Source organism: Streptomyces sp. NPDC052396 (assembly GCF_044593195.1).
Lineage (GTDB): Bacteria > Actinomycetota > Actinomycetes > Streptomycetales > Streptomycetaceae > Streptomyces.
Genome location: NZ_JBIUAW010000003.1, coordinates 566290 through 588692 on the forward strand (window position 1 = coordinate 566290; position 22403 = coordinate 588692).

The following is a 22403-nucleotide window of genomic DNA, read 5'->3' on the forward strand; positions in this document are numbered from 1 at the left end:
GCATGAGCGCGTCCCAGGACGGCCTGCTGGCCGTCCTGACGACCCGCGTTCGCCTGGAGGAGCGGCTGATCTTCACCGCCCTGGAGCGGCGCGGCATCCCCTACACGCCGGTGGACGACCGGACTCTGCTCGGCGACCTCCAGTCGCCGCCCACGGTGCGCTACCGGGGGGTTCTGAACCGCATCATGTCGCATACGCGCAGCGTCTACGCCGCGCATCTGTTTGAGGCGATGGGGTGTCAGGTTCTCAATCCCAGCCGGGTGATCGAGGTGTGCGGCGACAAGATCCTCACCTCGCTGGCCCTGGTGCGGGCCGGTCTGCCGACCCCGCGGACGGTGGTGGCCGTCACCCCCGACGCGGCCCTGAAGGCGATCGAGGAGATCGGCTACCCGGCGGTGGTCAAGCCCGCCGTCGGGTCCTGGGGCCGGCTGCTGTCCAAGGTCAACGACCGGGACGCGGCGGAGACGCTGATCGAGCACAAGCAGGCCATGCGTGCTCCGCAGCACTCGGTGTTCTATGTCCAGGAGCTGATCGACAAGCCCGGCCGCGACATCCGGGTCATTGTGCTCGGCGACCAGGTGGTGGCGGCGGTCTACCGGCGGTCGGACCACTGGATCACCAACACCGCCCGTGGGGCGGCCACCGAGCCCTGCGAGCTGACGCCGGAACTGGCCAAGCTGGCGCTGCGGGCCGCCGAGGCGGTCGGCGGCGGGATGCTCGCGGTGGACCTGATCGAGCGCTCCACGGGCGAGGTGCTGGTCACCGAGGTCAACCACACCATGGAGTTCCACGGTCTCGCCTCGGCCACCGAGGTGGACATCGCGGACCTCGTCGTCAGCCATGTCCAGGAGGTGTTGGCCCGGTGAAGGCCGCAGTGATCGGTGCCGGCGGTTACATCGGCGGTGAGCTGGTGCGGCTGCTGCTGCAGCATCCGCACCTGGAGCTGGCCCAGGCCACCTCGACCCGCCACCGGGGCCGGCTGCTGAGCGCGGCCCACCCCAACCTGCGTGACCAGAGCGATCTGTGCTTTGTCACCGAGGACGAGGTGGGCCCGTGCGATGTGCTGTTCCTGGCCATGCCGCACGGGGCGGCGGCGAAGTCCGTCGACCGGTGGTCGGCGCTGGCGCCCCGGGTGGTGGACCTCAGCGCGGACTTCCGGCTGGCCGACCCCGTGGTGCGCGAGCGCTATTACTCCGGTGCCGCCCCCGACCCCGCCTGGCAGTCCCGCTTCCGGCCGGGCATCCCGGAGTTGCACCGGGAACGGCTGCGCGGGGCGGGCCATATCGCGGTGCCCGGCTGTATGGCCAATGCCGCGATCCTGGCCCTGCATCCGCTGGCCGCGGCCGGGCTGGTCGAGGGGCCGGTGCTGGTGGACGCCCGCACCGGTTCCAGCGGCGGCGGGCGGACCCCGGACCAGGGCAGCCACCACCCCGAGCGCAGCGGCGCGCTGCGTATCGCCAAGCCGCACGGGCACCGGCACACCGCGGAGATCGAGCAGTCCTGCGGGGTGCCGGTGCGGATGACGGTGACCGCGGTGGAGGCGGTGCGCGGAGTACAGGCCGTCCTGCACATCACCCCCGCGCGCCCGGTCACCGAGCGGGAGCTGTGGGCGGTCTACCGCGCCGCCTACCGCCAGGAGCCCTTTGTCCGTCTGGTGCGGGAGCGCTCCGCGCTGCACCGGATACCGGAGCCGAAGATCCTCAGCGGCAGCAACTTCTGCGACATCGGGCTCTCCCTCAACTCCGCGGGTGACCACCTGATCGTGGTGGCCGCCCTGGACAACCTGGTGAAGGGAGGTGCCGGCAATGCCGTCCAGTGCGTCAACATCGCCTCGGGCTGGGACGAGCGAGCGGGACTGCGCTTCGCCGGACTCCACCCGGCCTGAGCGCCTGGTGGTGAAGGTCGGCGGTTCGCTGGGCGAGGAGATGGACCGGGCCTGCGCCGACATCCGCCGCCTCGCCGCGGCGGGGACCGAGGTGGTCGTGGTGCACGGCGGCGGCGCCGAGGCCGACCGGCTGGCCGGTGAACTGGGCCGCACCACACGGTACTTGACGGCGCCGGACGGGCGGCGCAGCCGCTACACCGACGCCGCCGCGCTGGACGCGCTCACCATGGCCATGCTCGGCCGCGTCAAACCCGCGCTGATCACGGCGCTGACCGCGGCCGGGGTCCGCGCGGTGGGCCTGTCCGGGGCGGACGGCGGCCTGGTCGCCGCCCGCCGCACCCGGCCGGCCAGGGTCCGGGTGGACGGCCAGGAGCGGGTGGTCCGGGACGACCTGTCCGGGCGGATCGGCGCGGTCGATCCGCACCTGCTGCTGACTCTGCTGGACGGCGGCTATGTCCCGGTGGTCTCGCCGCCCGCGCTGGACCCGGAGGCCGGCCTGCTCAATGTGGACGCCGACCGGCTGGCCGCCCAGCTCGCGGTGGCCCTCCGGGCCGACTGGCTGGTGATTCTGTCCAATGTGCCCGGCCTGCTGCGGGATCCCGGGGACCCGGCGAGCCTGGTGGCCGAGGTTCCCGTCGGCCAACTGCCGCACTACGCCTCGCTGGCGGGCGGGCGGATGAAGGTGAAACTGCGCAGCGCGGGTGAGGCGTATCTGGCCGGGGTCGGGCAGGTGGTCCTCGCCGACGGCCGGCACCCCTCGCCGGTACTGGCCGCCCAGGCCGGCGCCGGCACGACGTTCGTCAAAGGAGCACCATGACCGCACGTGCCGAGTCCCTGCTGCGCCGGATGGTGGAGATCCCCTCGCCCTCGGGCCAGGAGGCCGAACTGGCCGCCTTCCTGGCCCGGGAGCTGCCCGAGTGGGGCTTCACGGCCCAGCTGGACGAGGTGGGCAATGTCATCGCCCGGCGGGGTGCCCCCGAAGGGCCGGTGATCATGCTGATCGGCCATATGGACACCGTGCCGGACCAGTTGCCGGTGCGGCAGGAGGGCACCGTGCTGCACGGGCGCGGCACCGTGGACGCCAAGGGCCCGCTGGCCACCATGATCTGCGCCGCGGCCGCCGCCGAGACGGCCGGGGTGCAGCTGGTGGTGGCCGGGGTGACCGAGGAGGAGACCTTCGGCCGCGGGGCCACCCACCTGGCCCGGACCCAGCGGGCCGATGTGGCCATCGTCGGCGAGCCCAACGGCTGGTCGGGCGTGGGCATCGGCTACAAGGGGCGGGTGGTGGTGCGCTATGACGTCAGCCGTCCCGCCGTGCACACCGCGAGCCCCGCGGAGAAGGCGTCCGAGGCGGCCATCGCCTTCTGGAACCGGGTGGCGGACTACTGCGAGCGCAACTCGCCCTCGGAACGGGCCTTCGAGCGGCCCATCCCGACCCTGGTCGAGATGGGCGGCACCATCGAGGAGGCCCGGCTGACCGTCGCCGTCCGCACTCCCCCGGGCTTCGACCTGGCGGACTTCGAGCGCTTCCTGGGCGAGGCGGCCGGCGATGCCGTGCTGAAGATCGACGACCGGACCCCGCCGGTGCGGGTGGACCACCGCGGCCCGGCGGTCCGCGCCCTGTGCGCCGGGATCCGCGCCCGCGGCGCCCGCCCGGTGCTCAAGCTCAAGACCGGCACCGCGGACCTGAACATCCTGGAACCGGCCTGGCAGGTGCCCATGGCGGTCTACGGGCCCGGCGACTCCAGCCTCGATCACACCAGCCGGGAGCACATCGACCTGACCGAGTACGCCACCGCCATCGACGTCCTGCGGGACGCCCTGGAGCGGCTGGCCGGCGAACTCGGTCAGGCCGAAGGCTGACGTGCAGTCGGACGTGCAGTGGGAAGTGCAGCCGGACGCGCGGTCGGATCGGATACGGCTTACGGTGCCCCGCTGAGCTGGGCCTCGGCCCGGGCCGGGGCACCGGGCAGCACCGGGTCCCCGGCGATGATCCGCCGGTGCAGGTCCTGCAGCCGGGCGCAGGGATCCAGGCCCAGGTGGCTGATCAGGGTCGCCCGGCCCGCGTGGTAGACCGCCAGGGCGTCGGCACGGCGGTCGGAGAGGTACAGCGCGGCCATCAGACTCCAGCGCAGCGGTTCCCGCAGGGGGTGTTCCTCGACCAGCAGACTCAGTTCCCCGACCAGCTCCCGGTGCCGGCCCACGGCCAGTTCGAGGTCCAGGCACTCCTCCAGCAGGGCCAGTCGCCGCTCCGCCCAGTACGCCGCGACCGGCTCCAGCGCCGGGCTCTCCAGCCCGGCCAGCGGCGGGCCCTGGAAGAGCGCCAGCGCGGCGCGGTAGTCCTCGACCGCCCCGATGGCGTCGCCGGCCGCGGCCCGGGACCGGCCGGTCAGCCGGAGCCGCTCGAAGAGCCGGGTGTCCAGGCCGTCCTCGGGCAGGCGCAGCAGATAGCCGCCGCGGACCGTCTCGATGAGCCCTGCGGAGGCCCCGGCCTTGACAAATGCCTTGCGCAACCGCCAGACACAGGTCTGTATCTGCTTGTCCGCGGTCACCGGCGGCTCCTCGCCCCAGACCGCGTCCACCAGCCGGCCCAGCGGCACGGCCTTGCCGGCCTCGGTCAGCAGCAGGGCGAGCAGGGCGAGTTGACGGTTTCTGGCCAGGGGGACGGGCCGGGCGTCGACGGTCGCCTGTAAGGGCCCCAGAATGCGGAAGAAGACTGTCCCGGCATTGCCGGGCGAACGCGGCGATTCGCTATGCATGGCATTCCTCGGTTCTCAACTGTACGTCCTGGACACTGGGTTGACACACATGGTCGCCGACCTGCGCACCGGCGGGTGTCTACAGGTCGAGGACGAGTCGGGGGGTAAGTGAACGGGACACGCAGATCAGCATCAGGTCGCCGGCGGCTCGTTCCTCCTCGGTGAGCAGGCTGTCGCGGTGCTCGGGTACGCCTTGCAGGACTCCGGTCTCACAGGTGCCGCAGGTGCCCTGCTCACAGGAGACCAGCACCTGGACGCCCGCCTCCCGCACCGCCTGGAGCACCGGGGCGCCGGCGGGCACCCGCACCGTGCGGCCGGAGCGGGCGAGGACCACGTCGAACGCGGCGTCCGCCGCCTCCTCGTCCGGGCCGGGGCCGGCCTCCGGCGCCGCCGAGAAGCGCTCGGTGTGCAGGGTGCCCGGCGGCAGCTCCCGGCAGCGCTGCCGCACGGCCTCCAGCAGGCCCTCGGGGCCGCAGCAGTAGACCAGCGCCCCGGCGGGCAGCGCCCCGAAGAGGGCGTCGAGGTCCAGCGGCCCGTCCTCGTCCTGCGGCACGGTGGTCACCCGGGCCCCGTAGCGGGCCAGTTGGGGCAGGAAGGCCATCGAGGCCCGGCTGCGGCCGCCATAGGCCAGCCGCCACCGGGTGCCGCGCCGTTCGGCCTCCCCGATCATCGGGAGCAGGGGGGTGATGCCGATGCCTCCCGCGATGAACAGCAGGTCGTCCGCGGGGTGCAGGGGAAAGCGGTTGCGGGGGCCGAGGGCCCGCAGCCGCGTTCCCGGTACGACCTCGTCGTGCAGTTCCGACGAGCCGCCGCGGCCGCCGGTCTCCCGGAGCACGGCGATGTACCACGCCCCGGGGTCGGCGCCCGGATACAGGGAGTACTGCCGGATCCGGCCCGAGGGCAGCACCAGGTCGATATGCGCCCCCGGGGTGCCCTCCGGAAGACGGGAACCGTCCGGGGCGGCCAGCTCGAACTCCACCACCGACCGCGCGAGTCCGGTCCGGGACCGGACCACCAGCTCGATCGCGTCGCCACGCATATGTCTGCTCTCCGGTGCCGAGGGTTGCCAGGCGGACAAGGGGAAAGGCGCCGCTACAGCAGCTTGCGCAGCATCTCCCGGGCGGCCAGGCCGCCGGCGTCGATGGCCACGCTGAGCTCCTGGGTGCCCGGCGGCTCGCTGGCCACCACCTTCTCCAGCACGGTGAGCGCGTCCAGGTCCTGCTGCACCACTTCCTGATTGAGCGTCAGCAGGGTGTGGCTGACCGATTCGTCGTCCAGCGCGAAGTCCCGGGTCACCGCCCAGAAATCCCAGGTGGAGTTCTCGGTTTCCGGAGTAAGACCGTGAATTATCTTCACATGCGCCGCGCCCTTGTCCCCGTCCGGTGTGGGCACAACACCGTGCGGCGCGACCCGGACATTGTTCACCCAGAATGCGGGCGGCTGGAATTCCACGTCCTGCCAGCGGTCGATGGGCGTGGTGAAACCGGTGGTCCGCTCATAGAACGGCGGACATTCGACCGCCGCCATGTGCCGGGAGAACGACACCCGCTTGCCCTCGTGGTCGACCTCGGTGGTGAACGGCGTGCGGGCGATTTCCGGAGTGCCGATGAGGCCGGCGTGCAGATATGTCTCATGGGAGAGGTCCATGAGGTTGTCCACCAACAGCCCGTAACGGAAAGGTGAATAGGCCAGATCCTCGACGGAGGCCCATTCCGGGTCGTCCAGCCAGTGCGCGTCCGGCACCAGCGCCGGGTCGGCCTTGCTCTGGTCGCCGATCCAGATCCAGATCCACTTGTCGCGCTCGACCAGCTGGTAGCGGGGCACCCGGGCGGTCCGCGGCACCCGGTCCTGGCCGGGCACGAAGGTGCAGGCACCGGAGCAGTCGAAGACGAACCCGTGGTAACCGCACTCGATTTGGTCGCCGTCCAGCTTGCCCAGGGACAGCGGATACCGGCGGTGCACACACCGGTCCGCCAGGGCCACCGGCCGGCCGTCGTTCGTCCGGTAGAACACCACCGGCTCGCCACAGATCGTCCTGCTGAGCAACTGCCTGCCGACCTCGTTGCTCCATGCCGCTACGTACCAGTAATTCTGCGGAAACGCGCTCATTGAACTCCCCTGGCTCTCGGTGAGGCGCTGCGGGCGAACGGAAATTCAGCCGGCGGCACACGTCGGCAACCGTGGACCGGTGCTTTGGCCGACTGGCCCGGCGCGAGGCACTGCGGATCAGTATCACGCCCGTCATTCCCATCGTCAATGATTGAAAGACGGACCCAACCGGCCCTTGTGCAAAGCGACTTGACACCGCAAAACCGAAGCCACTTCCCTTGTCGCATGCATCGGCCAGCCAGCATGAAAGGACATGCCATGGAAGTGGCTCAGCATTCACCGGGGAAAAGCTTGCGCCTGAGCCGGCTGATCAACCCGGTCTCCGGGCGCACCTTCGTGGTGCCGCTCGACCACTCCGTCGCCGACGGCCCGGTGGCCTCTGCGGCGGCGTTCCGGGACATCGCGCTGGCGGTCGGCCGCAACGGCGGCGACGCCCTGCTGGTCCACAAGGGCCGGACCCGCTTCCTGCCACGGGAGGTGGTCCGCGGCACCGCCCTGGTGGTGCATCTCAACGGAATCACCCGGCACGCCCCGGACGCCAACGCCAAGGTGCGGCTGGCCGAGGTGGAGGAGGCGCTGGAGCTGGGCGCCGACGCCGTCAGCATCCATATCAACATGGGCTCGGCCACCGAGACCCGGCAGCTGACCGACCTGGCCCAGGCGGCCGAGGGCTGTGCGCGCTGGGGTGTGCCGCTGATGGCGATGATCTACCCGCGCGGCCCGCGCATCAGCGACCCCACCGACCCCGAGCTGGTGGCCCATGCCGCCAATCTGGCCGCCGACCTGGGTGCCGATATCGCCAAGGTCCCCTACACCGGCTCGGTGGACACCATGAGCGAGGTGGTCCGCAGCTGCCCGATCGGCATCATCACCGCCGGCGGCGCCCCGCTGGGCGATGACGACCTGCTGGCCAAGGTGGTCGGCGATGTGGTGGCCTCCGGCGCCCTGGGCGTGGCCATGGGCCGCAATGTCTTCGAGTCCCCCGGGGTGGCCCGCACCGTCCGCCGGCTGGCCGAGGTCATCCACCGCCCCGGGGGCCCGTCCCCCGCCCTGCCCGACCCGGTGCTCACCGCGGCCGTCCAGGTCTGACGACGCAGCCACCCGCGCACCGTTACCCGCACACCGCCAACTCAAGCCAACGCTAAGGAGCACTCAGTGAAGCTCGCCTGGATCGACCTCCGTGGCCTGAAGGACCTCACCGCCGCCGTGACGGAGGAGGCGGTGCACATCGGCATAGACGCCCTGGTCGCCGACGATCCCGAACTGCTGGCCACCATCCCGCCGTCCAAGCGCAAGGTGGGCCTGGTGCTGGAGAACACCCCCGAGGGCGTGGCGGAGAAACTGGCCGAGGTCGCGGACCTGCTGATCGTGGAGCACACCCTGGTGGGCAGGCTTTCCCCGGCGCTGGCCGAGGCCCAGTCGGGTGTGTTCATCACCGTCACCGGCGAGGAGAGCCTGGAGCAGGCGTGCCAGTGGGCCGCCAAGTCCCCCTGGACCGTGGTGGAGTTCCAGCAGGACCCGAGCAAGATCCCGCTGGAGATCCTGCTGGGGGCCACCGACAAGGCCCAGGGCAACCTGATCACCGTGGTCACCGACCTGGAGGACGCCGAGATCACCCTGGGCGTGCTGGAGCGCGGCCCGGAGGGCGTGCTGCTCAACCCGGCCGCGGTCGGCCAGGCCACCACCCTGACCGAGGTGTGCCAGGAGACCACCGAGCAGCTGGAGTTGCAGGAGCTGACGGTGACCCGGCTGGCGCATGTGGGCCTGGGCGAGCGGGTCTGCGTGGACACCTGCTCCCACTTCCGGCAGAACGAGGGGATCCTGGTGGGCTCCTACGCCACCGGCATGATCCTGGTGAGCAGCGAGACCCACCCGCTGCCCTATATGCCCACCCGCCCGTTCCGGGTGAACGCCGCCGCGCTGCACTCCTACTCGCTCACCCCCGCCAACCGCACCCGCTACCTGGCCGAGTTGCGGTCCGGCTCGGAGCTGCTGGCGGTGGACACCGAGGGGAAGACCCGGCGCATCACGGTGGGCCGGATCAAGATGGAGACCCGTCCGATGCTGCTGATCGAGGCCAAGTCGGCCTCCGGCGCGGTGGTCAATGTGATCGCCCAGGACGACTGGCATGTGCGGGTGCTCGGCCCGGGCGGCAGCGTCCACAACATCACCGAACTCCAGCCGGGTGATGTGATCCTCGGTTACACCCTGGATGACCAGCGCCATGTCGGCTACCCCATCCGCGAGTTCCTCTACGAGCAGTAGGCCCGCCCGGGCCGCGGGGCGGCCCACGCACATCGGCCCGGACGACCGGCAACGGTCGTCCGGGCCGGTCGTTTTGCCCGCGGCGGGCTCAGCCCAGCAGCAGCGGCAGCCGGGCCGCGCTGCCGGCGTCCTCGGGCAGCCGGATGACCAGCTGGATCCGGGGGTCGTCGGCGGCCGCCAGCTTGGTCTGGCGCAGGGCCAGTTGGCCGACGGACGGATGCCGGAAGTGCTTGAGGACCGTCTGGTACGAGGCCACCTCATGCCGGTCCCAGTAGCGGCGGAAGTCCGGTGACTCCTCGCGCAGTCCGGTGACGATCTCCTGGAACCGGCCGTCGGCGGGGCGCTGGTCGGCCGCCATCCGGAACTGGGCGACCACCAGGGTCGCCTGCTGCTCCCAGTCGGTCATCAGCTCCCGGGCCGGGCCCCAGCCGAAGATCATCCAGAGGGTGTTGCGGCGGGCGGGCGGCAGTTGGGAGAAGTCCGTGAACAGCCCGGTCTCCGCGCGGTTCCAGGCCAGGATGTCCCAGTGCTGGTCCAGCAGGAAGGCGGGATTGGGCTCCAGGGCGTCCAGCACGGCCTGCAGATGGCCGGCCGCCACGGGGCAGGCGCCCCGGTCCTCGGCGGCGGGCGGCACTTCCCCGGCCAGCCGGTAGAGGTGCTGCTGTTCGGTGGGCGACAGCCGCAGGGTGCGGGCGAGCGAGGCGAGCACCTGCCGCGACACCTTGATGTCCCGGCCCTGTTCCAGCCAGGTGTACCAGCTCAGGCTCACCCCGGACATGGCGGCCACCTCCTCCCGGCGCAGCCCGGGCGTACGGCGGCGGGCCGTGCTGCTGACCCCCAGTTCGGCGGGTGACAGACGTTCCCTGCGCGACCGGATGAAGGCGCCCAGGGCACCGCGGCTCGCGAGGCCGGGCCGGGGAGAAGTGCTTGGCATTCCATGGAAGTTAGCAGCCGCCCTCCGCCGGGCCGTCCCGCCGGCGGGATGCCCTCCTGCCGGCGGGACGCCCGCCTGCCGGCGGGATGCCGTCCCGCCGGCGGGATGGTCCGGCGGGCGGGACGTCCCGTACTGCCCCATTAGAGGGAGAAGACGGTCAGAATGAGTTGTCAGGTTTCACACGAGGCCAACATTCCAACTCTGGCTTCCGCTGTCCCGTTCGTACATCCTGGCTAACGGGCCCCAATGACCCTGGCTCAGGGGGGATTTGGGTGCAGCGGGGGGAGGTATCACGCGACATGAGACTCGCGCTGCGGCCCATCTCGGTCATGGGATGACAGACGATGGATGGACACACAACGTGACTACCAGCACGCAACCGACCGTCGCAGTACGAGGCCGACCCCGCACCTCGGTCAATTCCGGCCCCCAACCGTCACTTCGCCCACTGTCGCCGACTATCACCCGCCATGAAATCCCGGTCGTACCACGGCTGGACGGCCCCGGGCCCGTTCCCACGCGGCCGGGGCACCAGCCGGGCCGGGAGCGGATCCTGGCCACCCGGGTGGGCCTGCGCTTCCCCCAGGCCGTCTCCTTCGAGGCCTGGGAAGAGGCCGGCATCAGGATCTCCCGGACCGCCGACTCCTTCGCCTGGTGCCTGGGCGACTGGCTGGTCTACGGCCAGGAACGCTACCGGGACCGCTACCACCGGGCGGTCGCCGCGGCCGGCCTGGACTACCAGACGCTGCGCAACTACGCCTGGGTGGCCCGGAAGTTCGAGCTGACGCGCCGTCATCACCAGCTGAGCTTCCAGCACCACGCCGAGGTGGCCTCACTGCCCCCGGCCCAGCAGGACCAGTGGCTGACCCTGGCGGAGAACAACGGCTGGTCCAAGGCCGAACTGCGCAGGCAGCTGCGCGCCGGGCGCGGCCGCCCGGCCCGGACGGCCCTGGCCCGGTTTCCCGAACTCCGGGTGAAGACCGAGAACTTAGAGCGCTGGCAGGCCGCCGCGGAGCAGGCCGGCAAGCCCTTCGAGGAATGGGTCATGACCGCATTGGACCTGGCGGCCTGCGGGGATATCGCCGCCGGCTGACCGGACGGCCCGGGTGGGCGGGGCAGCGGTTCCCGCCCACCGCGCCCGGGCAAATTCTCCGCACCCGGCACCGGAATTCTTGACGGGCCGGCGCACCGGCGGACCATCATGTCTCCTCCCGATATTCGGCTGAGGAGTCGTCATGCGGAAAGGAAATACGGCCGGTTCCCCGGGCGGACTGGTCGAACGGCGCACCATCGACGTCATTCCCGACGACGAACGGCATGGCCGGCCGGCCAGCCTTTTCAGTCTCTGGTTCGCGGCGAATCTGCAAATCAGCGCGGTGGTGACCGGATCGCTGGCCGTGGTGTTCGGAAACGACGCGCTGTGGTCGCTGGTGGCCCTGCTGACCGGAAATCTGCTGGGCGGGGCCATCATGGCGCTGCACGCCGCCCAGGGGCCCCGGCTCGGGCTGCCCCAAATGATCTCCAGCCGAGCCCAGTTCGGGGTGCGTGGGGCGGCCGTGCCGCTGGTCTGCGTGGTGGTGATGTACATCGGGTTCTTCGCCAGCGGCAGTGTGCTCGCCGGGCAGGCGGTGGCCCATCTGACCCACCTCGGCGACACCGCCGGCATCGTGGTCTTCGCCGCGGCCAGCGCGGTCACCGCGGCGGTGGGCTACCGGCTGATCCACCTGCTGGGCCGGGCGGCCACCCTGATCGGCGCCGCGGCCTTCCTCTGTCTGGGCGTCCGCCTGGCGCGACAGGCCCCGCTGGGCGAACTGCTGTCGCACCACCGGTTCTCGGCGCCGCTGTTCCTGCTCGCCATGTCGCTCTCGGCCTCCTGGCAGCTGGGCTTCGGCCCCTATGTCGCGGACTCCTCCCGCTATCTGCCGCGCACCACCCGGCCCTCGGCGGTGTTCTGGGCGACTCTGGGCGGCACCGTGCTGGGCTCCCAGTGGTCGATGTCCTTCGGGGCGCTGGCGGCGGCCTGGGGCGGCGGCAGGGGCGATGACGAGGTGGCCCGGGTGGTGGCCATGGGCGGTTCTTCGGCGGTGGTCGCCGCCCTGCTCTACTTCGCCGTGGCATTCGGCAAACTCACGGTGAATGTACTGAACACCTACGGCGGTTTCATGTCCCTGGTGACCGGGGTGGGCGGATTCCGTGGCGAACGGCCGGTGAGTCCGCGCGGCCGGGCCTGTTATATCGCCGGAATCATGGTGGCGGGCACCGGGCTGGCACTGCTCGGACGGGGTCATTTCCTGGAATCCTTCTCCACGTTCCTGCTTTTCCTGCTGATCTTCTTCACGCCATGGAGCGCCATCAATCTGGTGGACTTCTATCTGCTGACGAAGGAGGAGTACGACATTCCCGCGCTGGCCGACCCCAACGGCCGTTACGGCGCCTGGAACCGGCGGACGCTGCTCACCTACGCCTTCGGTGTGCTGGTCCAATTGCCCTTCCTGTCCAGCGAGTTCTGGACCGGCCCGCTGGTGTCCCGCCTGGGCGGGGCGGACATCTCCTGGATCGTGGGGCTGCTGGCCCCCGCCGCGGTGTACCTGGCGACCGCCCGCACCCGCGCGGCGGGGCGGCCCCGGCCGGTGTCCGCCCCCGGGGCCGCGGAGCCCGCCGAGGCGGCCGAGACGGTGGGCTGACGGGTACGGGGCCCGTCATGGACGGGCCCCCGTGCCTCAGGCCCCCGCGGGGGTGTAGCGGCTGCGGGCCACCGCCGCGAACAGCGTCAGCGGCACCGCCGTGGCGGCGGCCACCGCGAACAGCACCGGGTAGGAGGTGTGCTGGACCAGGGGCGCGCCCAGCGCCGAGCCGATGGAGCTGCCCACGAACAGCGCGGCCACAAACAGCGCCACCGCGGTGCCCCGGGCCGCGGGCACCAGGGTGGTGGCCCAGTTCTGCAGCGAGGAGTGGAAGAACGACCAGCCGCCGCCCAGCAGTACGGCGGCGATGCCGATGCCCACCGCCGAGGGCGAGAGGGCGGCCACCCCGAAGCCGGCGGTCATCATCACCCCGCCGGCCAGCAGCAGCGACCAGGGGGCCCGTAGGGCCACCCGCTTGAGCACCCGGGAGAACACCAGGGTGCCCGCGCCGTACAGGGCGGTGATCCCGCCCGCGCTGACCGTGTTGAGCCCCCGGTCCTGCAGGGCGGGCGCCAGGAAGGTGAAGCAGCCCAGCAGCACGGCGCCCTCGACCAGGCCGAAGAGCATCACCACCCAGGCCCAGCGCAGCTTGAGCACCGAGGCCAGCTGTTCGCCCGGCCGGCGCAGGGTGCCCTCGGCCCGGGACTCGTTCATCCCCCGCATGGACAGCACGGCACCGGCGGCCAGCAGCGCGGGGATGGCGAACATCACCCGCCAGCTGAGCAGTTCGGCCACCGCGCCGGCGACCACGGTGGCCGCGGCGGTGCCGATGGCCAGCGCCAGCTGGAGGTCCGACAGGGCACGCTGGCGCACCGCCGGGGGCACCGTGTCTCCCACATAGGTCAGCGAGGTGGGCACCACCGCGCCGAAGAAGGCCCCGGTGGCGATGCGCAGCACCACCAGCGTGGTCAGGTTGGGCGCCATCGCGGACAGCAGCCCGCACACGGCGGTGGCGCTCAGCGTGCCCCGGATGACCCGCATCCGGCCGTAGCGGTCGGAGAGCATCCCCCACAGCGGCTGGGCGGCGCCATAGGCGAAGAAGTAGCCGCTGGCGATCAACACCACATCGCTCAGCGGCACATCGAGCCCGGCGGCGACCGCCACCAGCATCGGGGTGATGGCGAACCGGTCGAAGTTGCTGAGGAAGCAGGAGACGACAAAGGCCCTCGGCACCCGGTCCGGCCGCCCCTGCGCCGCCGCTTCACCGGCGGGGGGCGCGGCCGCCTGTGGGCTGTGCGCTTCGCTGGACATGAACTGCCCTCCCGGAGGTCTCTGTTCCGTTGGCCGATGCCTCCACCCTCGGCCCCGGGCCCGGGTCTAGCCAGGTCACAAGGGATGCTGTTATCAGAACTCCCCCCTTAACCCCCGCCCCGGCGGCCGCGGTCGCGTTCCACGCGGCGCACCAGCGGCGGGGCGCACAGCCCCAGCAGGACGAACAGCGCCGCCAGCGCCAGCCATCCGGCTCCGCCGGCGCCCACCACCAGCGAGGTCATCAGCCAGGGTCCGGCGAACTGCTGGAGGCCGCGCCCCAGGGAGAAGACCGCCTGGTACTCCCCCTGCCGGCCGGGCGGGGCCAGCCCGAAGGACAGCCCCCAGCCGGCCGCCGACTGGCACAGCTCCCCGAGGACCAGCGCCAGCGCCCCGCCCAGCAGCGCCATGCTGTCCAGCAGCCGGCCGTGCCCCGCGCTCACCGCGAACACCAGGCAGGACACGCCCAGCGACCAGCCCGCCCGGCGCAGCATGCGGGCCGCCGCGGCGGGCTCGCCCGCACCCCGGCTGACCGCGACCTGGAAGAGCAGCACCAGGACGGTGTCCAGGATCAGCAGCGCGGAGACCGCGAGCGTGGGGGCATCGGTGCGGGTGACGATCCACAGCGGCAGCCCCACGGTGAGCAGCGGCTGGTAGAGCTCAAGTGCCCCGCACAGCAGGGCGGTGGCCACATAGCGCCCGTCCCGCAGCGCCGAGCTGCGCAGCAGGCCGCCGGTGGCCGGGGCCCGCCGCTCGGCCGTCTCCCCGGGCACCCGCATCCGCGTCAGCAGGGCCGCGGAGACCAGTTGCAGGGCGGCGTTGCCCAGCACGGTGGCGTACAGCACCCGCGCGGAGCCGGCCGCCAGGGCGGCGCCGGCCAGCGCGGCCCCGCCCAGGAACCCCAGGTTGAACAGGCTGCGCAGCTGTGCGCTGACGGTCACCCGCTGTCCGTCGCCGACCAGGGTGTCGGTCAGCGCGGCCTGCAGGGCGCCGGCCGCGGTCTCCAGGACGGCGGTGACACAGGCCAGGACCAGGAACGCCGGGAAGCCGTCCACCAGGCAGTAGCCGGTGAAACAGCCGCCGGCCAGCAGGAAGTCGGCGGCCAGCACCCGGCGCGGGCCGAAGCGGTCGCCGAGCCTGCCGATCGGCACCGTGCACAGCAGGCCGCACAGCCCGGCCACCGACAGCCCCAGCCCCACCCGGTGGGCGGGGATGCCGATGGTCCGGGTGAAGAACACCGCGCTGGAGGTGAGGAACACCCCCAGTCCCAGCGACTGGACCAGGGTGAGCACGGCGAGCCGCCGGGCGTGCCCGGTGGCCGGGACCAGTCCGCGCAGCCAGCCGCGCAGCACCGGTGCCGGGGCCTGGACCTCAGCCATGGCCGGGCGCCGAGGACACCGACGGGGACACCACCGCAACCGGGTGGACGGGCTCGGTCCGCACCCGGTAGTGCTCCATCACCGCGAGCACGGCGCGGTGCACCTCGGCCTCCCGGCCGGCGGTGAACCGGAAGATGCCGCTGCCCTCGTCATAGCTGCCCGGGCCGGTGAACTCCTGCCCCACGGGCGGCAGTTCCTGGTGGTACACCCCGGGCACGGCATCCCGGGGCGAGGTGCGGTGGGTCACCCGGGCGGGCAGCGTCCGGGGAACGGGGTAGATCAGCCAGCCGCCGGCCGGGGCCGGCGCGCCGTCCGGCCGCCACAGCGGGGGCAGCCCCACGGCCGCCCGGAACGCCTCGGCGAACAGGTCGATGCCATGGAGGTCGTCATGCAGGAACGGCACCTGGGCGCCGCCCGGCCGCAGCCCCACCTCCAGGAACACCAACTCGCCGCCGGGGCGCCGGATCACCTCCAGATGGAAGGCGCCGTCCGTCAGCCCCAGGGCGCGCAGACAGCCGCCGGCGAAGCCGGTCAGCCCGTCCCTGAGCGGGCCCTGGTCCAGCAGCACCGAGCCCAGCGGACGGCCCGCCGCATAGTCCAGGCAGGTGTTGACATAGCGGGAGGCGGTGACGAAGTGGAAGTCCCCGGACCGGAACACCCCGTCCACATGGAAGATCTCGCCCGCCACATACTCCTCGCACTCATAGGCGGTGGGGTCGATCCGTTCCAGCGCGGTGCGCAGTTGGGCCAGGTCGTCGAGCACGCGGACGCCCTCGGAGCCCGCCGCGGCGCGCGGCTTGAGCACCAGGGGCAGTGAGCCCAGGGCAGCCACCACGGCCTCGGCGGTCGCCCCGGGGCCCAGCGGATGGAAGCGCGGCACCCGCAGCCCGGCGGCCGCCACCGCCTGTTTCATCGCCGGTTTGTCCTTGAACCGCCGTACCAGGTCCGGGCCGTAGCCGCCGCTCACCCCCAGCCCGGCGGAGAGCCGGGCCGCGGTGAGGATGTCGTACTCGGACTGGCCGTAGACGGCCTGGGGCGTGCCATGGCGCCGCGCGATCTCGCGCACCACGGGCAGCAGGGCGTCATGGTCCAGGCTGTCCAACACCCGGATCTCCAGGGCCGATTCCGCGTCCAGGGCGGGCCGGCCGCCGGGGGTGGTGAGGTACACCATGCGCCGCGGGGTGCCGTCCAGGAAGCGGTGGTACTCGCCATAGCGGTCTCCGGAGCGGTTGAGCACCACATACAGCGGTGGGGTGCCGGTCATGCGCCCGCCTCCGCTCGCAGCGTGCGCGGCAGGCAGGACTCCAGCTCGGCGGCCAGGGCCCGGGGCAGGCCGGGCGCGGCGGGCAGCGGACGGACCGGGGTGGCCGCCGGGTAGCCGGCGGACCGGGGCTCGCCGCTGCCGCCCAGGCCCTGCCACACCCGCTCCGCCAGCGAGGGCATCACCGGAAAGGCCAGCAGGGCCAGGCCCTTGAGCCACCAGTAGGCGCCGTCGGGGGCGGTGTGCGCCAGGGCGTCATCGGCCCACCAGCGGTCCAGGGCGGCGACGGCGCGCGGGGTGTGCACCCGGTGGCCGTCCAGGGCCGCGGACTGCTCGGCGAGCAGCGCCTCAAGGGCCGTGACCAGCGCCGGCGCGGGGGCCCCTGGTGTCCCCTGGGGCAGCCGGGACCAGGCGGCCGCGATCCGCTTGCCCAGGTCGTCGGCGAGCACGGCATTGGCGGTGTGCAGGAAGGGGGCTGTATCGAAGCCGGCCGGTCCGGCCTCCAGGTCGGCCCGGGCGAGGAAGTAGCGCACCGCGTCGGTGCCGATGCTGGGCGCAGCGGCGATGTCCGCGGCCCAGATGGCATGGCCGGCGCTGGTGGAGAACTTGCGGCCGGCCAGCCGGTAGAAGTGGTTGATCAGGCACCGGTCATAGGGCTTGGTGGCGCCGTGCAGCAAACTGGTGCCGACGATGCCGACCAGGGTGGGGATGACATTGTCGACGCCCAGGGTGGTGATGGTGGTGACGCCGGAGTCCGGGTCGAAGGCGTTCACCCCGGTCCCGGACAGCTGCCCGTGCACGGCGCCGGCGAGCCGGGCGAACATAAAGATCCCGGCGTAGGGGAACAGCGCGTGCGGCACCCCGGGGTCGGGGGCGGGCAGCAGCGGCACGCCCCTCGGCTGCGGGGCGCTGAGCCGCACGGTCAGGCCGTCCCGCTCCAGGAACCGGGCCACGGTGTCCCGGTAGCCCCGGGCGACGCCCCGTTCGGCGAGCGCCTCCTCCAGCACCTCGCGGCGGGGCACCCGCAGGAAGAGGCTGGATATCTCCCGCCAGGTCAGCGGACCCTCGTCGAGCAGGGGGCGGGGGTCGGCCACCGCCTCGGGCAGGAAGTGCGCGCTGCACTCCTCGCAGAAGTAACTGGCCACCGGGGCACCGCACTCCGGGCAGCGGCCGAGCAGCCAGCCGCCCACCACCCAGCGGTCGGACGCGGCGCAGTACGGCACCCGCTCGGTGCGGGTCAGCACCGCGCCCCGGTCCCGCAACCGCTCCACACAGCGGGCCACTTCCTCCTCGAAGGGCTCCCGCCAGGGCTCCTGGTCCACGCGCAGGAAGGCGTCGACGCCGATGTCCAGGCCCGCCAGGTCGCGCTGGATCCGTTCGGTGTAGTGGGTCACCACCTCCTCCGGCGACACCCCCTCGGCATGGGCCTTGAGCGCCACATAGGACTCATAGACATCGCTGCCCGTGATCACCAGCGGCAGGTCGCCGCGGACCCGCAGATGGCGCGCGATCATGTCGGACCACAGAAACGGTCCGCCGATGTGCCCCAGGTGCAGCGGGCCGTTGGGGGTGGCCTCGGGCGGGACCAGCAGATAGTGCCTGGGGGCGGGGGCGTCCCCGGTCAGCAGCGTGCTCATGTTCGTGTTCTCCCGTAGAGCAGGTCCAGTGCGTCCTCGGCCATGGCCGGCGCCAGGCGGTAGCCGGAGCCGGACCCGCCGACGGCCATCACCACGGCGGGGTCGCCGGCCGTCGCCACCAGGGGCAGGTGGCCGGGTGTGAAGCAGTCGGGGAAGACCCGCCCGCCGGCCAGGTGCGGGAGGAATCCCGGCACATGGCGCTTCAGCAGGGCGCGGGCCGGCGCCCGGTCCCGGGCGTCGATGACCAGTGCCTGGTCCGGGCTCCGGTCCCAGTCGGGCGAGGTGATGCTCAACAGCCAGCAGCCGTCGGCGGGCTGGGGCAGCAGAAAGGCGTCCTGGTCCTCGAAGACCAGCGCCGGGGCGTGCGGCGGGGGCGGCGTCATGATGTGGTACGCCACCACCTTCTTCAGCCGGGCGCCGTGCGCGCGGGCCGCCGCCGCCACCGGGCCGTCCAGTGCCCAGGGCCCCGGTGCCACCGCCACCCGGCCGGCGGTGACCCGGGCCCCGTCGGCCGCGGTCAGCTCCAGCCGGCCGCCGGCCCGGCGCACCCCGGTCACCCGGAAGCCCTGCCAGAGGGCGTTGCCCCGGTGGCCGAGCACCCGGTCCAGCAGCAGATCGGCCAGCGCCCGTGGCGCCCCGGCCGTCATCGGCCCGGAGGCCAGCAGCACCTGGTCGGCGCCCTGGGCGAGGTTGGGGAAGATCCCGGCCAGCGCCCGCCGCCGTTCCCGGCCCACCGGCCGGGGCGGCCCACCGGCCACCATGCTCCGCTCCAGCGCCGCCACCCCGTCCCGGCCCACCAGCCAGCAGACCTCGACCGGGCGGCGGTGGACCTGCGGCAGTTCGGCGGCGAGCGCGGCGAACAGCGCGGTGCTGCGTGCGGCCAGCGCCCGCTGGGCGGCGTTGCGCCCGGTGGGGGTGTCGAACCCGGCCGACAGCCGGGTGGCGCCCGCGCCCCGGTCGGCCTGGCTGAGGAGCAGCACCCGACGGCCGGGGTCCCGGCGCACCGCGTAGTAGGCGGTCAGGGCGCCCACGATGCCGGTGCCGATCACGGCCAGGTCATAGTGCCCCTTGTCCCCCTCAGGCATCGGCCGCCGGCCACCAGAAGGAGAACACCACCAGTTCCTCGCCCTGGTCGGCGAAGACCTCATGGACGGCGTGCGGCGGGAAGCCCACGGCCGAGCCCGGGCCGACGGCCTCGGGCCGCCCGTCCACCACCAGGGTGCCGTGGCCGGCCTGGAGCAACCAGATCTCCTGCACGGCGTGGCTGTCGGGCGAACTGGTGCCGCCGGGCGGCACGGTGAACCGGGCCATGGCGAACGGCACCGAGGTCAGGCGGGAGTTGGCGAGGTCCGCCTCGGCGACGGTCACCCCGTCCGGCTCGGGCTCGGCGGGCGGGAAGGGCAGCGCGGACGTCATACGGGGTACCTCGTCTCACCGAGCAGGCTGTTGAGAATGACCGCGCTGCGCCAGGACAGCAGGCTGAGGTTGGGGTCGGCCACGCCCCAGGCGTGCCGGGCCCCGTTCTGCAGGTAGATGCGGTGCTCCGGCGGCCCGTCCCAGGACACCGAGAAGTCCTCGCCCACCTCCAGGTCCTCCCCGGTGCGCCGCAGCCGCGCGGCGAGGGGGGCCATAAAGCCGGGCAGTTGATAGCGGTAGCCGGTGCTCAGCACCACCAGGTCCGCGGCCAGGGCCGCCGGGGCCCGGTGGTCCTCGGAGCTCAGCGACAGTTTCCAGTCGCCGGGGTCCCCCTCCAGGGCGGTGACGGTGCAGGAGGGCAGGAAGCGCAGCGCGTCCGGGTCGCCGTCGAGGAATTCCCGCTGGTAGGCCAACTGGTAGATGTCGCGCAGGACATGGAGGTCGATGCCGTCACTGGTGTATTTCTGCCCCTCCAGCAGCCCGGCCCGCCGCTCCGGCGGCAGCCCGTGGAAGTGGCGCACATAGTCGGGGGTGTAGAGGTCGTTGGCGAACGGCGAGTCGTCCAGGGGCAGGAAGGAGGGGCGCCGGCTGACCCAGGTGAGGGTGCGCGGCGGGCGGGGGCCCGAGGCCAGGTGGCGGACGATCTCGGCCCCGCTCTGTCCGCCGCCGACCACCACCACGCGACGGCCGGCCGTCTCGGGCCGGTGCAGCAGGAACTCCCCGGAGTGGAAGAGGGTCTCACCGGTGAACGGGCGGAAGGCGGCGGGGATGTCGGGGGTGAGCCCGGTGCCCAGCACCAGATGGCGGGCGCGCACCTCGCCCCGGGCGGTGCGGGCGTGGAAGGCGCCGTGGTGGAAGTCCACGCTGTGCACTTCGGCGCCGAAGGTAAGCGCGGGCAGCTGTCCGGCGACCCACTGGAAGTACTGGTCGAACTCCCGGCGCAGCACGGCCGGGAAGTCCGCGGCCAGGAAGCGGTAGAGCCGGCCCCGGGCGGCCAGGAAGGCCAGGAAGGAGAACGGGCTGGTGGGGTCGGCCAGGGTGACCAGGTCCTTGAACTGCGAGACCTGGAGGGTGGCTTCGGGCAGCAGCAGGCCCGGGTGCCAGGAGAAGTCCGCCCGGCGTTCCAGATGGGCGCCGCGCAGCCCGGGCACCGGGTGCGCCAGGGCGGCCAGGCTCAGATTGGCGGGCCCGATACCGACGGCCAGGTAGTCGTGCAGGTCGGTGTCCATGGCGTCAGTCCAGGGTGACCGCGGCGCCCAGTGCCTGCCAGCGCTCCAGGGCGGCCCGTGGCGACTGCGCGGTGAACAGGGCGTGGCCGATGCGGGAGCGGCAGTCCTCGGCCTCGGGGATGGCCTCGCCCGGTGCGAAGTACAGGGCCGCCTCGGCGACTTCGGCGTCCTCGGTCACCTGCCGCCAGCCGGCCGGCTGCTGGAAGCGGGTGCGGCCGCCGGCGGCGAAGAAGCGGATGCCGGCGCTCTTGGCGCTGGGGGCGCCGAAGGCCCCGGCCTCGGCCGGATCGGTTCCCAGGGCGGTGGCGAGGGCCACCCGGGGCAGGCTGACCCCGGTGACCAGCCGCAGCAGTTCCACGATCCGGTCGCCGGGCAGCCGGGCGCCGATCTCGATGAGGACCGGGCCGTCGGCGGTCAGCCGCAGCTCGCAGTGGAAGGTGCCGGAGGTCAGCCGCACCGCGCGCACCACCTCGCGGACATAGTCCTCGACTCGCCGCAGTTCCTCGGGGGCGACCTCGGCGGGGGTGAGGTGGCCCAGTTCCATGAAGCCGGGCTCCGGGCCCAGCAGGGTGCGGGTGAGCGCGGCCACGGTCACCGTGCCGTCGTCCAGCACATAGCCGTCGGCGCTGAACTCGGGCCCGGCCAGGTACTCCTCGACCAGCACCCGGTGTTCGTGCAGTTGCCCCATGTCCGGCACCGGGTCGGTGACCAGCCGCCGGAAGGCGGCCTCCAGTTGCTCCAGGTCATCGGCCCGGCTGACATGGATGCTGCCGGAGCAGGCCACCGGCTTCAGCACACAGGGGAAGCCCACCAGCCCGGCCGCCGCGCGCAGTTCGTCCTCCGAGGTGGCCTGGGCGAAGCGCGGGGTGCGCAGCCCGGCCGCGGCCACGGCGGCGCGCATCACGCCCTTGTCCCGGACCCGGTCGACGGTGGCCACCTCCAGGCCGCGCAGCCCCAGGGCCGCGGCCACCCGGGCGGCGGCCGGCACATAGATGTCGGCACCGGCCAGGACGGCCTCGAAGGGCTCCTCGCGGTGCAGGCGCAGCACCGCGGCCTCAAGTGCCGCCTGGTCGTTGGTCTCCACGGTGAGGACCGTCTCGGCCGCGGCCCGCACCGGGCCGCTCAGCCGGCGGTCGCCGGTGTCGGCGGAGGCGACCACGACCCGCATTCCCAGCTCGGCGGCGACGCCGATCAGGCTGCCGCCGCCGGAGGAAGCGGGCTCGACCACCAGGATGCGGGCAGGGGGGAGGGAAGGCGTTGGCAACACGATGACCTCATTCCAGGGCAGAGGTGAACCGGGCGGCGGTAAGGAGCGGGACCGTGGCGGCGGGGTCCGGTGCCCGCGGGGCACGGCGGCCCGCCGGGCGTCATGGGCTGGGCAAAGCCCCTGGGGTGCGCGGCCGTTGGCGTCCCCGTCGTCCCCGCGACTGCGACGTACTCATGGATCCCCCGTCGTCCATACCGCCGCTCGCTCGGCGCAGTGCAGTCCTACCACCCGGCCAGCGTCAACAAAAGCCCCACCCGTGTCACCTGCCCGAATCGTCACATGCGTCTATGGCGGTTGGCTCAAAACCGACCCGGGCCCGGGGAGTTGGCA

20 protein-coding genes are annotated in these 22403 nt (G+C 72.7%); 8 read left to right on the forward strand and 12 right to left on the reverse strand.

All coding sequences use genetic code 11. The features are described from left to right. The first annotated feature begins 2 nt into the window (after positions 1-2). Genes lysX through ACIHFE_RS10970 form a run of 4 tightly spaced genes read left to right on the forward strand, consistent with a single transcriptional unit; the run spans position 3 to position 3748 of the window. Complete coding sequence (gene lysX, locus ACIHFE_RS10955) at positions 3-866, forward strand: lysine biosynthesis protein LysX (RefSeq protein ID WP_400105522.1); 864 nt, start codon at positions 3-5, stop codon at positions 864-866. Beyond that, the gene (argC, locus tag ACIHFE_RS10960; protein ID WP_400105523.1) at positions 863-1885 is read left to right on the forward strand and encodes an N-acetyl-gamma-glutamyl-phosphate reductase; all 1023 of its coding nucleotides are present in this window, start codon (positions 863-865) and stop codon (positions 1883-1885) included. The genes lysX and argC overlap by 4 nt, the downstream gene beginning before the upstream one ends. A gap of 7 nt (positions 1886-1892) precedes the next feature. Next, positions 1893-2702: a [LysW]-aminoadipate kinase gene (locus ACIHFE_RS10965; protein WP_400105524.1), complete on the forward strand. Its 810-nt coding sequence runs from the start codon at positions 1893-1895 to the stop codon at positions 2700-2702. Further along, complete coding sequence (locus ACIHFE_RS10970) at positions 2699-3748, forward strand: [LysW]-lysine hydrolase (RefSeq protein WP_400105525.1); 1050 nt, start codon at positions 2699-2701, stop codon at positions 3746-3748. The genes ACIHFE_RS10965 and ACIHFE_RS10970 overlap by 4 nt, the downstream gene beginning before the upstream one ends. 59 nt (positions 3749-3807) lie before the next feature. Here the strand turns inward: ACIHFE_RS10970 and ACIHFE_RS10975 are convergent, their stop codons facing one another. The 3 genes from ACIHFE_RS10975 to ACIHFE_RS10985 form a co-directional block, all read right to left on the reverse strand. After that, a complete protein-coding gene (locus ACIHFE_RS10975) occupies positions 3808-4644 on the reverse strand; it encodes a BTAD domain-containing putative transcriptional regulator (RefSeq protein ID WP_400105526.1) in 837 nt (278 codons plus the stop codon). 79 nt (positions 4645-4723) lie between these two features. Beyond that, on the reverse strand, positions 4724-5683 hold the full coding sequence (locus ACIHFE_RS10980; protein WP_400105527.1) for a PDR/VanB family oxidoreductase: 960 nt from the start codon (positions 5681-5683) through the stop codon (positions 4724-4726). A gap of 53 nt (positions 5684-5736) precedes the next feature. Next, entirely contained in the window at positions 5737-6753 is a 1017-nt protein-coding gene (locus ACIHFE_RS10985) for a Rieske 2Fe-2S domain-containing protein (protein WP_400105528.1), read from the reverse strand. 291 nt (positions 6754-7044) lie between these two features. On the opposite strand from ACIHFE_RS10985, the gene ACIHFE_RS10990 reads away from it, so the two are divergent. Beyond that, positions 7045-7842, forward strand: coding sequence for a 2-amino-3,7-dideoxy-D-threo-hept-6-ulosonate synthase (locus ACIHFE_RS10990; RefSeq protein WP_400105529.1), 798 nt, complete (start codon positions 7045-7047; stop codon positions 7840-7842). A 66-nt stretch (positions 7843-7908) separates the two neighbouring features. After that, on the forward strand, positions 7909-9018 hold the full coding sequence (locus ACIHFE_RS10995) for a 3-dehydroquinate synthase II family protein (protein ID WP_400105530.1): 1110 nt from the start codon (positions 7909-7911) through the stop codon (positions 9016-9018). 88 nt (positions 9019-9106) lie between these two features. Here ACIHFE_RS10995 and ACIHFE_RS11000 read toward each other — a convergent pair whose 3' ends face one another. Beyond that, on the reverse strand, positions 9107-9952 hold the full coding sequence (locus tag ACIHFE_RS11000; RefSeq protein ID WP_400105531.1) for a helix-turn-helix transcriptional regulator: 846 nt from the start codon (positions 9950-9952) through the stop codon (positions 9107-9109). A gap of 565 nt (positions 9953-10517) precedes the next feature. On the opposite strand from ACIHFE_RS11000, the gene ACIHFE_RS11005 reads away from it, so the two are divergent. Both ACIHFE_RS11005 and ACIHFE_RS11010 read left to right on the forward strand, forming a co-directional pair. Then, complete coding sequence (locus ACIHFE_RS11005) at positions 10518-11045, forward strand: LmbU family transcriptional regulator (protein WP_400105532.1); 528 nt, start codon at positions 10518-10520, stop codon at positions 11043-11045. Between the two features lie 142 nt (positions 11046-11187). Further along, positions 11188-12636, forward strand: a complete 1449-nt coding sequence (locus ACIHFE_RS11010) for a purine-cytosine permease family protein (protein ID WP_400105533.1) — start codon at positions 11188-11190, stop codon at positions 12634-12636. Positions 12637-12672: 36 nt separating this feature from the next. Here ACIHFE_RS11010 and ACIHFE_RS11015 read toward each other — a convergent pair whose 3' ends face one another. From ACIHFE_RS11015 to ACIHFE_RS11050, 8 genes are all read right to left on the reverse strand, one after another. Next, positions 12673-13887: an MFS transporter gene (locus ACIHFE_RS11015; RefSeq protein ID WP_400105534.1), complete on the reverse strand. Its 1215-nt coding sequence runs from the start codon at positions 13885-13887 to the stop codon at positions 12673-12675. Positions 13888-13994: 107 nt separating this feature from the next. Beyond that, positions 13995-15263: an MFS transporter gene (locus ACIHFE_RS11020; RefSeq protein WP_400105535.1), complete on the reverse strand. Its 1269-nt coding sequence runs from the start codon at positions 15261-15263 to the stop codon at positions 13995-13997. Further along, entirely contained in the window at positions 15256-16527 is a 1272-nt protein-coding gene (locus tag ACIHFE_RS11025; RefSeq protein ID WP_400105536.1) for an acetyl-CoA carboxylase biotin carboxylase subunit family protein, read from the reverse strand. The genes ACIHFE_RS11020 and ACIHFE_RS11025 overlap by 8 nt, the downstream gene beginning before the upstream one ends. Continuing rightward, positions 16524-18161, reverse strand: a complete 1638-nt coding sequence (locus tag ACIHFE_RS11030; RefSeq protein WP_400105537.1) for a class I tRNA ligase family protein — start codon at positions 18159-18161, stop codon at positions 16524-16526. Before ACIHFE_RS11030 ends, ACIHFE_RS11025 begins: the two co-directional genes overlap by 4 nt. Beyond that, positions 18158-19246 carry an NAD(P)/FAD-dependent oxidoreductase gene (locus ACIHFE_RS11035; protein WP_400105538.1) on the reverse strand — a complete coding sequence of 363 codons (1089 nt, stop codon included), beginning with the start codon at positions 19244-19246 and terminating at the stop codon, positions 18158-18160. Before ACIHFE_RS11035 ends, ACIHFE_RS11030 begins: the two co-directional genes overlap by 4 nt. Beyond that, positions 19239-19577, reverse strand: coding sequence for a cupin domain-containing protein (locus ACIHFE_RS11040; protein WP_400105539.1), 339 nt, complete (start codon positions 19575-19577; stop codon positions 19239-19241). The genes ACIHFE_RS11035 and ACIHFE_RS11040 overlap by 8 nt, the downstream gene beginning before the upstream one ends. Then, positions 19574-20806 carry a lysine N(6)-hydroxylase/L-ornithine N(5)-oxygenase family protein gene (locus ACIHFE_RS11045; protein ID WP_400105540.1) on the reverse strand — a complete coding sequence of 411 codons (1233 nt, stop codon included), beginning with the start codon at positions 20804-20806 and terminating at the stop codon, positions 19574-19576. Before ACIHFE_RS11045 ends, ACIHFE_RS11040 begins: the two co-directional genes overlap by 4 nt. 4 nt (positions 20807-20810) lie before the next feature. After that, positions 20811-22073: an ATP-grasp domain-containing protein gene (locus ACIHFE_RS11050; protein ID WP_400105541.1), complete on the reverse strand. Its 1263-nt coding sequence runs from the start codon at positions 22071-22073 to the stop codon at positions 20811-20813. Positions 22074-22403 lie beyond the last annotated feature (330 nt).

Excerpts from the sequence above, each read along its gene's own strand:
- lysX (WP_400105522.1), top strand. The coding sequence starts at position 3 with ATGAGCGCGTCCCAGGACGGCCTGCTGGCCGTCCTGACGACCCGCGTT.
- ACIHFE_RS10970 (WP_400105525.1), top strand. The coding sequence starts at position 2,699 with ATGACCGCACGTGCCGAGTCCCTGCTGCGCCGGATGGTGGAGATCCCC.
- ACIHFE_RS10975 (WP_400105526.1), bottom strand. The coding sequence starts at position 4,644 with ATGCATAGCGAATCGCCGCGTTCGCCCGGCAATGCCGGGACAGTCTTC.
- ACIHFE_RS10980 (WP_400105527.1), bottom strand. The coding sequence starts at position 5,683 with ATGCGTGGCGACGCGATCGAGCTGGTGGTCCGGTCCCGGACCGGACTC.
- ACIHFE_RS10985 (WP_400105528.1), bottom strand. The coding sequence starts at position 6,753 with ATGAGCGCGTTTCCGCAGAATTACTGGTACGTAGCGGCATGGAGCAAC.
- ACIHFE_RS11000 (WP_400105531.1), bottom strand. The coding sequence starts at position 9,952 with ATGCCAAGCACTTCTCCCCGGCCCGGCCTCGCGAGCCGCGGTGCCCTG.
- ACIHFE_RS11010 (WP_400105533.1), top strand. The coding sequence starts at position 11,188 with ATGCGGAAAGGAAATACGGCCGGTTCCCCGGGCGGACTGGTCGAACGG.
- ACIHFE_RS11015 (WP_400105534.1), bottom strand. The coding sequence starts at position 13,887 with ATGTCCAGCGAAGCGCACAGCCCACAGGCGGCCGCGCCCCCCGCCGGT.
- ACIHFE_RS11020 (WP_400105535.1), bottom strand. The coding sequence starts at position 15,263 with ATGGCTGAGGTCCAGGCCCCGGCACCGGTGCTGCGCGGCTGGCTGCGC.
- ACIHFE_RS11025 (WP_400105536.1), bottom strand. The coding sequence starts at position 16,527 with ATGACCGGCACCCCACCGCTGTATGTGGTGCTCAACCGCTCCGGAGAC.
- ACIHFE_RS11030 (WP_400105537.1), bottom strand. The coding sequence starts at position 18,161 with ATGAGCACGCTGCTGACCGGGGACGCCCCCGCCCCCAGGCACTATCTG.
- ACIHFE_RS11035 (WP_400105538.1), bottom strand. The coding sequence starts at position 19,246 with ATGCCTGAGGGGGACAAGGGGCACTATGACCTGGCCGTGATCGGCACC.
- ACIHFE_RS11040 (WP_400105539.1), bottom strand. The coding sequence starts at position 19,577 with ATGACGTCCGCGCTGCCCTTCCCGCCCGCCGAGCCCGAGCCGGACGGG.
- ACIHFE_RS11045 (WP_400105540.1), bottom strand. The coding sequence starts at position 20,806 with ATGGACACCGACCTGCACGACTACCTGGCCGTCGGTATCGGGCCCGCC.